7 protein-coding genes, 2 tRNA genes and 2 rRNA genes (1 of these 11 running past the window's edge) are annotated in these 12,500 nt (G+C 43.5%); all 11 read left to right on the forward strand.

Translation table 11 applies throughout. The features are described 5' to 3' along the window. Positions 1–200 precede the first annotated feature (200 nt). Positions 201–1,547, forward strand: coding sequence for a chromosomal replication initiator protein DnaA (gene dnaA / locus ACZ5AE_RS00005; protein ID WP_464568387.1), 1,347 nt, complete (start codon positions 201–203; stop codon positions 1,545–1,547). A 185-nt stretch (positions 1,548–1,732) separates the two neighbouring features. Then, positions 1,733–2,869 (forward strand): DNA polymerase III subunit beta, encoded by a 1,137-nt coding sequence (gene dnaN / locus ACZ5AE_RS00010; protein ID WP_464568389.1) that lies wholly within the window; start codon positions 1,733–1,735, stop codon positions 2,867–2,869. Between the two features lie 151 nt (positions 2,870–3,020). Next, on the forward strand, positions 3,021–3,236 hold the full coding sequence (yaaA, locus tag ACZ5AE_RS00015) for a S4 domain-containing protein YaaA (protein ID WP_213147829.1): 216 nt from the start codon (positions 3,021–3,023) through the stop codon (positions 3,234–3,236). A gap of 19 nt (positions 3,237–3,255) precedes the next feature. Further along, entirely contained in the window at positions 3,256–4,374 is a 1,119-nt protein-coding gene (gene recF, locus ACZ5AE_RS00020; protein ID WP_464568392.1) for a DNA replication/repair protein RecF, read from the forward strand. A gap of 8 nt (positions 4,375–4,382) precedes the next feature. After that, positions 4,383–4,634: an extracellular matrix regulator RemB gene (remB, locus tag ACZ5AE_RS00025; protein ID WP_464568394.1), complete on the forward strand. Its 252-nt coding sequence runs from the start codon at positions 4,383–4,385 to the stop codon at positions 4,632–4,634. 156 nt (positions 4,635–4,790) lie between these two features. After that, positions 4,791–6,713, forward strand: coding sequence for a DNA topoisomerase (ATP-hydrolyzing) subunit B (gene gyrB / locus ACZ5AE_RS00030; protein ID WP_464568396.1), 1,923 nt, complete (start codon positions 4,791–4,793; stop codon positions 6,711–6,713). 175 nt (positions 6,714–6,888) lie between these two features. Beyond that, entirely contained in the window at positions 6,889–9,411 is a 2,523-nt protein-coding gene (gene gyrA, locus ACZ5AE_RS00035; protein WP_464568398.1) for a DNA gyrase subunit A, read from the forward strand. A 257-nt stretch (positions 9,412–9,668) separates the two neighbouring features. Continuing rightward, positions 9,669–11,218, forward strand: a 16S ribosomal RNA gene (locus ACZ5AE_RS00040). A gap of 96 nt (positions 11,219–11,314) precedes the next feature. Continuing rightward, a tRNA-Ile gene (locus ACZ5AE_RS00045) sits at positions 11,315–11,391 on the forward strand. Between the two features lie 21 nt (positions 11,392–11,412). Continuing rightward, positions 11,413–11,488 (forward strand) — tRNA-Ala (locus ACZ5AE_RS00050). Between the two features lie 216 nt (positions 11,489–11,704). Beyond that, a 23S ribosomal RNA gene (locus ACZ5AE_RS00055) occupies positions 11,705–12,500 on the forward strand (it continues 2,140 nt past the right edge of the window). The 16S and 23S rRNA genes sit together here with 2 tRNA genes alongside, the layout of an rRNA operon.

Raw genomic sequence — 12,500 nt, forward strand, 5'->3', positions numbered from 1 at the left:
TCGAAACTCCACATTATTTCCTTATTATATGTTTTCCACAACCAATGTTCATATTTTAATAAATTAGTAGGTTGTATTTATTGATGAAAAAAATTTTCATACACTATGTTGCACTGAATGAGAGATAAAGAATTCAAATAGAGAACGTTTCTTGGAAGTTTAACGTCATCGGAGTTTATAAATAAAAAGGAGGGAAACTAGTGGAAAATATTGCGGATCTTTGGCATGCGGCCCTTGCCAATATAGAGAAAAAAATCAGCAAACCGAGCTTTGATACTTGGCTAAAATCAACAAAGGCTCATTCCCTTCAGGGCGATTTGCTTGTCATTACAGCGCCAAATGAATTTGCCCGCGATTGGCTTGAGGAACGCTATTCTCAGCTAATTTCAGGAATTCTTTACGATATTACAGGGGAAGAATTAGCTGTAAAGTTTATCATTCCGCAAAATCAGAAGGAAGAGGAACTGGAAATCCCGACACCGCCAAAAATGGCAAAAAAGGATGAAGAGCATAACGACTTTCCTTCTAATATTTTAAATTCAAAATATACATTTGATACTTTTGTAATTGGATCTGGAAACCGCTTTGCCCATGCTGCTTCGCTAGCCGTTGCGGAAGCGCCAGCCAAAGCATACAATCCCTTATTTATTTACGGAGGCGTTGGATTAGGAAAAACGCACTTAATGCACGCGATTGGCCATTATGTTTTGGATCATAACCCATCTGCCAAAGTGGTCTATTTATCATCTGAGAAATTTACAAATGAATTTATTAACTCGATTCGTGACAACAAGGCAGAGAATTTCCGCAATAAATATCGAAATGTGGATGTCCTCCTTATTGATGATATTCAGTTTTTGGCTGGAAAAGAATCAACCCAGGAGGAATTTTTCCATACCTTTAACAGCCTTCATGAAGAAAGTAAGCAAATCGTCATTTCCAGTGACCGGCCGCCTAGGGAAATTCCAACCTTGGAGGACCGCTTGCGCTCTCGATTTGAGTGGGGCCTAATTACAGATATCACCCCTCCGGATTTGGAAACGAGAATTGCCATTTTGCGAAAGAAAGCAAAGGCAGAGGGCCTCGATATCCCTAATGAAGTGATGCTGTATATTGCGAATCAAATTGATTCCAACATTCGTGAGCTTGAAGGGGCGCTTATCCGAGTTGTCGCTTATTCTTCGTTGATTAATAAGGACATTAATGCTGATCTAGCAGCGGAGGCATTGAGGGACATTATTCCTTCCTCTAAGCCAAAGGTAATTACCATTCATGATATCCAAAAGATTGTTGGCGAACATTTTAGCATTAAGCTTGAAGATTTTAAGGCGAAAAAGCGGACAAAGTCAATTGCCTTTCCTAGGCAGATTGCCATGTATTTATCTCGCGAATTAACCGATTATTCTTTGCCGAAAATAGGAGAAGAATTCGGCGGCCGCGACCATACCACTGTTATACATGCTCATGAAAAAATTTCAAAGCTGCTGCTAACAGATTCTCAACTGCAAAGGCAAATTAAAGAACTAAATGACCTGTTGAAAATTTAAATCTATTGTGAATAACTTCTAGGAATATATACACAGTCTGTCCACATGTGGATAGGCTGTCTTTCCTTTGAAAAAGTTAGTTATCCACATGTTAACAAGCCCTACTAGTACTTCTACTAATTTTTTTTAAAAAAATATTATATGTAACTGCGTTAAAAAATATTCCTAAAACGGAGGATTTAAACATGAAATTTATAATCCAACGCGACCGCTTAGTTCAAAGTGTCCAGGATGTAATGAAGGCTGTCACATCGAGAACAACTATTCCAATCTTAACGGGGATTAAAATCACCACAACAAATGAGGGAGTAACCTTGACTGGAAGTGATTCTGATATTTCTATTGAATCATTTATCCCTAAGGAAGAAGCCGGTGATGAGATTGTAGAAATTAAACAAACGGGCTCGATTGTTTTGCAGGCAAAGTTTTTTAGCGAAATCGTGAAAAAGCTGCCAACAGATTCTGTCGAAATAGAGGTATTAAACCACCTGCAAACCGTGATTCGTTCTGGTAAATCAGAATTTAACCTGATTGGTTTGGATGCAGAAGAATATCCACACCTGCCACAGATTGAAGAAAATAATAAGTTCCATATTGCCACTGACCTATTGAAAGCAATGATCAGACAAACCCATTTTGCGGTGTCTACATCTGAAACACGGCCAATCTTGACAGGTGTAAACTGGCGAATTGAGAATGGCGAATTAACCTGTATTGCAACAGATAGCCATCGCCTTGCACTCCGCAAAGCAAAAGTAGAAATGGATGCAAGTGATAGCTACAATGTTGTCATTCCAGGGAAAAGTCTGAATGAACTTAGCAAAATTATTGATGACTCGAATGAGCAAATTGATATTGTCATTACGGAGAATCAAATTTTATTCAAAGCAAAACACCTTTTATTTTTCTCAAGATTATTGGAAGGAAATTATCCTGATACATCAAGATTGATTCCAAATGAAAGCAAAACGGATGTCACTGTCAACACAAAGGAATTTTTACATGCAATTGATCGTGCGTCCCTTCTAGCACGTGAAGGCAGAAATAATGTTGTTAAGCTTTCTACTATTGAGGGAGGAATCATTGAAATTTCCTCCAATACTCCGGAAATCGGTAAGGTTGTTGAAGAAATCCAAAGCGAATCCATAGAGGGAGAAGATTTAAAAATTTCCTTCAGTGCTAAATACATGATGGATGCGTTGAAGGCTCTTGAAGGAACAGATATTAGAGTGAGCTTTACCGGGGCAATGCGCCCATTCCTGATCCGCCCTCTTCATGATGAAACAATCTTACAGCTTATCTTGCCGGTAAGAACGTACTAAAACAAATATAAGCTAGTATCCATAGGCCGCCTTTTTTCCATTGGCGGTCTTCCTTTTGACAAAGATAAGTTTATTTTTGGTTTCCTTTGTAACTGATCCGTTTTTTTAGTAAAATAAAGTATTGAGACTTTTTAAGAATTAGGTGATGCGAATGCCTGAAAAAATAAAGCTCGAGGCGGAATTTATAACATTGGGACAGTTTTTACAGATTGCAGATGTTATTTCTACTGGCGGAATGGCCAAGTGGTTTTTGAGTGAGCATGAAGTATTTATAAATGGTGAACAGGATCAAAGAAGAGGAAGGAAACTTCGCGCCGGTGACAAAGTCCAAATTCCCGGTATTGGAGAATTTGTGATTACCGAATAGGTAAAGGACGAGAAGTCTTATGTATATTGAAGCATTATCGTTAAAAAACTATCGCAATTATGAAGAGTTATTTATTGAATTTGAAAATAAAGTAAATGTCATATTGGGTGAAAATGCCCAAGGCAAAACCAATGTGATGGAATCCATCTATGTTTTGGCTATGGCTAAGTCCCACCGGACCTCCAATGATAAAGAACTTATTCGCTGGGACGAGGATTATGCTAAAATAGAAGGTAGGGTTCAAAAACAGTACAGCTCATTGCCATTACAATTAGTTATTTCAAAAAAGGGGAAAAAAGCACGACTTAATCATATTGAACAGCAAAAATTAAGTCAGTATGTCGGGAATATGAATGTTGTCATGTTTGCACCTGAGGATCTTAATTTGGTAAAAGGAAGTCCTCAGGTGCGCAGGCGATTTATTGATATGGAAATTGGCCAGATATCCCCTATTTACCTACATGATATGAGCCAATATCAAAAAATACTTCAACAGCGCAATCATTATCTAAAAATGCTTCAGATAAAAAAACAAACGGATCAAACAATGCTTGAGATCTTAACAGAACAGTTTATACAAGTCGCTGTAAAGATTATTGCGAAGAGATTTGAATTCCTTCACTTGCTTGCAAAATGGGCTGGTCCGATTCATAAAGGCATATCAAGGGGCCTGGAAACACTTGAAATCAACTATAAACCTTCCGTAGAGGTATTAGAAGGACAAGATTTGTCGAAAATGGTAACATGCTTTGAAGAAAAGTTCGGAAAGGTGAAGACAAAAGAAATCGAACGCGGTACTACCCTTTTTGGCCCGCATCGGGACGATTTATTGTTTTTTGTAAACGGAAGAGATGTGCAAACGTTCGGATCACAAGGACAGCAGCGGACGACTGCGCTGTCGGTAAAGCTCGCTGAAATTGAGCTAATTCAGTCAGAAATCGGTGAGTACCCTATTTTACTTTTAGATGATGTGTTATCGGAATTGGATGATTATCGGCAATCGCATTTATTAAATACCATCCAGGGTAAAGTTCAAACCTTTGTTACCACAACTAGTGTCGATGGCATCGACCACCAGACATTAAAGGAAGCCTCAACCTTCCAGGTTTCGTCCGGTATTATTCAGAAAGTAGATTGAGGTGGAACATGTATATTCATATCGGGGAAGATCTCAATATCAGGGCAAAGGATATTATCTCCATATTGGACAAAGATAGTGTGAAAAATTCTGAGTTGGCTGGGGAATTCCTGCAGCGGCATCAGGATAAGGTCATCAACCTCTCAAAAAATCCTTTTAAATCAGTTGTGATTACATTTGACAAAGTGTATTTGTCCCCGATAGCCTCCGGAACGTTAAAAAGACGTTCCAGCCAAATGCATTTACAAGAATTTTTATAGCATAATAATTTTTTAAATGAAAACTCGCCGATTGGCGAGTCCGATAGGACGAAGACAGAGGGGTAGTTAAATTTATGCGTTAAGAAAGTTTATACTTTCTTATTAGCCCAAAAATAAGGATTTATTTGGCAGAAAGTGCAGGTGAATCAAGTGACAATGGATCAAAAAGCAGTTCAGGAGCAGGCATATGATGCCAATCAGATACAAGTATTGGAAGGCCTAGAGGCTGTAAGGAAAAGACCTGGTATGTACATCGGTTCAACAAGCGGAAAAGGACTTCACCATCTTGTTTGGGAAATCGTTGATAACAGTATTGACGAGGCACTTGCAGGCTACTGTGACGAAATCAATGTCACGATTGAAGAGGATAACAGCATTACGGTTAAGGATAACGGGCGGGGCATTCCTGTCGACATCCAAGAAAAAATGGGCAGACCTGCAGTTGAGGTCATTATGACTGTTCTCCATGCCGGAGGAAAGTTTGGCGGCGGAGGCTATAAGGTTTCAGGCGGACTACATGGTGTTGGTGCATCGGTTGTTAATGCCCTATCAACTCAGCTAGAGGTCTATGTACATCGTGACGGTAATATTCACGAAATTAAATTCGAACGAGGCAATGTCGTTTCTGAATTAAAAGTAGTCGGCACAACCGACAAAACCGGAACCATCACTCATTTTAGACCGGACGGGGAAATTTTCACAGAAACACTTGTGTATGAGTATGACATTTTGGCAACACGCCTTCGTGAACTTGCATTCCTTAACCGCGGAATCAAAATCACCATAGAAGATAAGCGTGTCGAAAATAAACGTAATGAGTATCATTATGAGGGCGGAATTAAATCCTATGTTGAGCATTTAAACCGGACGAAAGAGGTCATTATTGAAGAGCCTATCTACATGGAGGGCGAAAAGGATGGAATCAGCGTTGAGGTTGCCCTGCAATATAATGAAGGCTATACAGATAACATCTACTCATTCGCCAATAATATTCATACGTACGAAGGCGGAACCCACGAATCTGGTTTTAAAACGGCTTTGACGAGGGTTGTTAACGATTATGCTAGAAAAAACAATCTGATTAAAGAAAGTGACACAAACCTTTCCGGTGAGGATGTTCGCGAAGGCCTGACAGCCATTGTTTCGATTAAGCATCCTGACCCGCAATTTGAGGGGCAAACAAAAACAAAACTTGGAAATTCCGAAGTAAGAGCCATTACGGATACGGTTTTTTCACAGCATTTTGAAAAGTTCCTATTAGAAAACCCAATGGTTGCCAAAAAGATTGTCGATAAAGGTCTAATGGCGGCAAGAGCAAGGTTGGCTGCAAAAAAAGCAAGGGAATTAACCCGCCGTAAGAGTGCACTAGAAGTATCTAGTTTACCCGGGAAATTGGCGGATTGCTCTTCTAAGGACCCATCGGAAAGCGAATTGTATATCGTTGAGGGTGACTCAGCGGGTGGATCTGCAAAACAAGGACGTGACCGTCATTTCCAAGCAATCCTGCCGCTTCGCGGTAAGATTCTGAACGTTGAGAAAGCCCGACTTGATCGGATACTTTCTAATAACGAGGTCAGAGCAATGATTACCGCGATTGGCACAGGAATTGGTGAGGATTTTGATATTGGAAAGGCCCGCTATCATAAAGTCATTATCATGACAGATGCAGACGTTGACGGCGCCCATATTCGTACGTTGCTGCTGACCTTCTTTTACCGTTATATGAGGAAAATTATCGAGGCGGGTTATGTGTATATCGCCCAGCCGCCGCTTTATAAAGTGCAGCAAGGAAAACGTGTGGAATATGCCTATAATGACAGGGAACTGGATAAGATTTTTGCTGAGCTGCCTAGTCAGCCTAAGCCTAATATTCAGCGCTATAAAGGTTTGGGAGAAATGAACCCTGAACAGTTATGGGAAACAACCATGGATCCAGGCACGAGAACGATGCTTCAGGTAAGTCTTGAAGATGCGATCGAAGCGGATGATACCTTCGATATGCTGATGGGGGAAAAAGTCGAACCACGCCGAAACTTTATCGAAGAAAACGCTCAATACGTGAAAAATTTAGATATATAACATAAATGAAACTCACCGATTGGCGAGTCCGATAGGACGAAAACAGAGGTGTAGTTGAATTTATGCGTTAGGAAAATTTATATTTTCCAATTAGCGAAAAAAGGGGAAAAAGGGTAGAGGTGTCCACTATCCTCCTTTTTCTTTTAGGTGACACCCTATTAGGAGGTACCAATTTATGGCTGAAACACCAAATTCTCAAGTAAAAGAAATTAATATTAGCCAAGAAATGAAATCTTCGTTCCTTGATTATGCAATGAGTGTTATTGTTTCACGTGCTCTTCCGGATGTTCGTGATGGCCTGAAGCCGGTTCACCGCCGTATTCTTTATGCTATGCATGATTTAGGAATTCATGCGGACAAACCATATAAAAAGTCAGCCCGTATTGTCGGTGACGTAATTGGTAAGTATCACCCTCATGGTGACTCTGCTGTTTATGAAACAATGGTCCGGATGGCACAGGATTTCAACTATCGCTACATGCTTGTCGATGGCCACGGAAACTTCGGATCGGTTGACGGTGATGCGGCCGCAGCGATGCGCTACACAGAATCAAGAATGTCAAAAATCTCAATGGAATTATTAAGAGATATTAACAAAGACACCATTGATTATCAGGATAACTATGATGGTGAGGAAAAGGAACCGGTTGTCTTGCCAGCCCGGTTCCCAAACCTGTTGGTGAACGGAACAACAGGAATTGCTGTTGGAATGGCAACAAATATTCCGCCTCATCAGCTTGGAGAGACTATCGATGCAGTTTTGGCTGTCAGCCATGACCCTGACATCACGATGCAGGAGTTGATGGAAATCATTCCTGGCCCGGACTTCCCGACCGGAGGAATTATCATCGGCCGCGGCGGTATCCGTAAGGCTTATGAAACAGGCCGCGGCTCTATCACTTTACGAGCTAAAGTAGAAATTGAACAAAAATCCAACGGTAAAGAGGTCATTATTGTCAATGAACTCCCCTACCAGGTAAATAAAGCAAAATTAATTGAAAAAATAGCGGAATTGGTCCGTGATAAAAAGATTGATGGCATCACAGACTTGCGCGATGAATCAGACCGCCGCGGAATGCGGATCGTCATTGAAGTTCGTAAGGATGCCAATGCAAATGTTCTGCTGAATAATTTATACAAGCAGACTGCGCTGCAAACCAGCTTTGGCATTAATACCCTAGCGCTAGTGAATGGGCAGCCAAAGGTGCTAAGCCTAAAGCAATGTTTAGTCTATTATTTAGACCATCAAAAGGAAGTTATTCGCCGCCGTACTGCATTTGAATTGCGTAAGGCCGAAGCAAGGGCACATATTTTAGAAGGTCTGCGGATCGCACTTGACCATATAGACGCAATCATTTCCTTGATCCGCAGCTCGCAAACGACAGATATCGCCCGTGAAGGGTTAATGACACAATTTAATCTTTCAGAAAAACAGGCCCAAGCTATTCTTGATATGCGTCTGCAGCGTTTAACAGGCTTGGAAAGAGAAAAGATTGAAGAGGAATATCAGGAGCTTGTTAGACTCATTGCAGAGCTAAAAGCCATTTTAGCGGACGAGGAAAAAGTCCTTGAAATCATCCGCGGAGAACTTCTTGAAATCAAAGAACGTTTTAATGATAAACGCCGCACAGAAATCGTGGCAGGTGGAATTGAAAATATTGAGGACGAGGATTTAATTCCGCGTGAAAACATCGTCATCTCATTAACTCATAACGGTTATATCAAGCGCCTCCCTGTTTCCACGTACCGCGCGCAAAAACGCGGCGGTCGCGGAATCCAAGGTATGGGCACCAATGAAGATGATTTTGTCGAGCATTTAATCACAACCTCAACTCATGATACGATTCTTTTCTTTACCAATAAGGGGAAGGTTTATCGTTCCAAAGGTTACGAAATTCCGGAGTACGGCCGTACGGCGAAAGGCATTCCGATTATCAATCTGCTGGGTATAGAAAAAGGAGAATGGGTAAATGCGATTATCCCTGTTGGAGAATTCGTTGACGATTGGTTCCTGTTCTTTACCACAAAAGAAGGTATTTCCAAGCGGTCGCCGCTGTCATCTTTTGCCCATATCCGGAATAACGGACTTATCGCAATAAGTCTGCGTGAGGGTGATGAGCTTATTTCTGCCCGTATGACTGACGGCAGCAAGCATATTATTATCGGTACAAAAAACGGTATGCTGATCCGCTTCCCAGAAACAGATGTCCGTTCGATGGGCCGCACTGCTACAGGGGTTAAAGGCATTACCTTGGACAGTGATGATGAAGTTGTCGGCATGGAAGTGCTTGAGGAAGAAAATGAAGTGCTGATTGTAACGAAAAATGGCTACGGAAAGCGGACTGCTGCTTCTGAGTATCGCATTCAAGGCCGCGGCGGGAAAGGTATTAAGACCTGCCATATTACAGACAAGAACGGTGAGCTTGTTTCGATGAGAGCGGTAACCGGCGAAGAAGACTTGATGCTCATTACAACTGGCGGGGTCTTGATTCGTATCGATGTAGCCGGCATTTCTAAAATGGGCCGGAATACTCAGGGCGTAAAACTAATCAGCCTTGCAAATGACGAGAACGAATATGTGGCAACCGTAGCTAAAGTAGAAAAAGAAGAAGTTCAAGAAAATGAAAATACAGACGAAACAGAAGAAAGCACATCAGGTGAAAACCTAGATGCGAATGCCCATTCTGATGAAGAATAATCATCTGCAGAGCACTGTAAAAGTGCTCTGTTTTCTTTATTTATTAATACTTTTGAATTTATTATATTTATATAGTAAAAAAAATGATTAAAACATGTTGACTTTAACTTAGATGGGTGGTATATTTATAAAGTCGCTTCTGAGCGATGGGGAAATTGACCTTTGAAAACTAAACAAACAAAAACGTCAACAAACAATAATATTCGTTTCGAATGAAACGAAGCCAACGTAACATTTTTGAGCTAATCAACTCAACTTCATTGGAGAGTTTGATCCTGGCTCAGGACGAACGCTGGCGGCGTGCCTAATACATGCAAGTCGAGCGAACCACTGGGAGCTTGCTCCCGGTGGTTAGCGGCGGACGGGTGAGTAACACGTGGGCAACCTGCCTGTAAGACTGGGATAACTTCGGGAAACCGGAGCTAATACCGGATAATTTCTTCCCTCACATGAGGGAAGGCTGAAAGTCGGTTTCGGCTGACACTTACAGATGGGCCCGCGGCGCATTAGCTAGTTGGTGAGGTAACGGCTCACCAAGGCGACGATGCGTAGCCGACCTGAGAGGGTGATCGGCCACACTGGGACTGAGACACGGCCCAGACTCCTACGGGAGGCAGCAGTAGGGAATCTTCCACAATGGACGAAAGTCTGATGGAGCAACGCCGCGTGAGCGATGAAGGCCTTCGGGTCGTAAAGCTCTGTTGTCAGGGAAGAACAAGTATCGGAGTAACTGCCGGTACCTTGACGGTACCTGACCAGAAAGCCACGGCTAACTACGTGCCAGCAGCCGCGGTAATACGTAGGTGGCAAGCGTTGTCCGGAATTATTGGGCGTAAAGCGCGCGCAGGCGGTCCTTTAAGTCTGATGTGAAAGCCCACGGCTCAACCGTGGAGGGTCATTGGAAACTGGGGGACTTGAGTGCAGAAGAGGAAAGCGGAATTCCACGTGTAGCGGTGAAATGCGTAGAGATGTGGAGGAACACCAGTGGCGAAGGCGGCTTTCTGGTCTGTAACTGACGCTGAGGCGCGAAAGCGTGGGGAGCAAACAGGATTAGATACCCTGGTAGTCCACGCCGTAAACGATGAGTGCTAAGTGTTAGAGGGTTTCCGCCCTTTAGTGCTGCAGCTAACGCATTAAGCACTCCGCCTGGGGAGTACGGCCGCAAGGCTGAAACTCAAAGGAATTGACGGGGGCCCGCACAAGCGGTGGAGCATGTGGTTTAATTCGAAGCAACGCGAAGAACCTTACCAGGTCTTGACATCCTCTGACACTCCTAGAGATAGGAATTTCCCCTTCGGGGGACAGAGTGACAGGTGGTGCATGGTTGTCGTCAGCTCGTGTCGTGAGATGTTGGGTTAAGTCCCGCAACGAGCGCAACCCTTGATCTTAGTTGCCAGCATTCAGTTGGGCACTCTAAGGTGACTGCCGGTGACAAACCGGAGGAAGGTGGGGATGACGTCAAATCATCATGCCCCTTATGACCTGGGCTACACACGTGCTACAATGGATGGTACAAAGGGCAGCGAAGCCGCGAGGTGGAGCCAATCCCATAAAACCATTCTCAGTTCGGATTGCAGGCTGCAACTCGCCTGCATGAAGCCGGAATCGCTAGTAATCGCGGATCAGCATGCCGCGGTGAATACGTTCCCGGGCCTTGTACACACCGCCCGTCACACCACGAGAGTTTGTAACACCCGAAGTCGGTGGGGTAACCGTAAGGAGCCAGCCGCCTAAGGTGGGACAGATGATTGGGGTGAAGTCGTAACAAGGTAGCCGTATCGGAAGGTGCGGCTGGATCACCTCCTTTCTAAGGATAATGCAGCCCTTTAGGGCTGATAATAAGGTTGACTGTTTTTTGTTTGTTTAGTTTTGAGAGATCAATTCTCTCTAAATATGTAAATGTGGGCCTATAGCTCAGCTGGTTAGAGCGCACGCCTGATAAGCGTGAGGTCGATGGTTCGAGTCCATTTAGGCCCACCATTTAATTTTATCATAACTATTGGGGGATTAGCTCAGCTGGGAGAGCGCCTGCTTTGCACGCAGGAGGTCAGCGGTTCGATCCCGCTATCCTCCACCAAAAATTGCTCCTGTGCCGCAGTAGCTCGAGGAAGTAAATCCTCAGCTCGTCGCAAGGCAGCATGAAGTAACACTACGATGCTTAGTCACGATGTGATTGAAATCCGTAGCCTCGTTCTTTGAAAACTAGATAATCGTATAGAAGAAGTAACCAAGTAAGAACCGAGTAATCGCCATTTTAGTTTTTCTCTCTTATTTTAAGAGTAAAAACCTTTTAGGTTAAGTTAGAAAGGGCGCACGGTGAATGCCTTGGCACTAGGAGCCGATGAAGGACGGGACTAACACCGATATGCTTCGGGGAGCTGTAAGTAAGCGCCGATCCGGAGATTTCCGAATGGGGAAACCCACTGTTCGTAATGGAACAGTATCTTTACCTGAATACATAGGGTATTGATGGCAGACCCGGGGAACTGAAACATCTAAGTACCCGGAGGAAGAGAAAGCAAACGCGATTCCCTGAGTAGCGGCGAGCGAAACGGGAACAGCCCAAACCGAAAGGCTTGCCTTTCGGGGTTGTAGGACACTCAACATGGAGTTACAAAGGAACGGGGTAGATGAAGCGGTCTGGAAAGGCCGGCCATAGAAGGTAAAAGCCCTGTAGTCGAAACTTCGTTCCCTCCTGAGTGGATCCTGAGTACGGCCGGACACGTGAAATCCGGTCGGAAGCAGGGAGGACCATCTCCCAAGGCTAAATACTCCCTAGTGACCGATAGTGAACCAGTACCGTGAGGGAAAGGTGAAAAGCACCCCGGAAGGGGAGTGAAAGAGAACCTGAAACCGTGTGCCTACAAGTAGTCAGAGCCCGTTCATGGGTGATGGCGTGCCTTTTGTAGAATGAACCGGCGAGTTACGATTGCATGCGAGGTTAAGTTGCAGAGACGGAGCCGCAGCGAAAGCGAGTCTGAATAGGGCGAAATAGTATGTAGTCGTAGACCCGAAACCAGGTGATCTACCCATGTCCAGGGTGAAGTCCAGGTAACACTGGATGGAGGCCCGAACCCACGCACGTTGAA

This window comes from Neobacillus sp. S1227 (genome assembly GCF_055385255.1).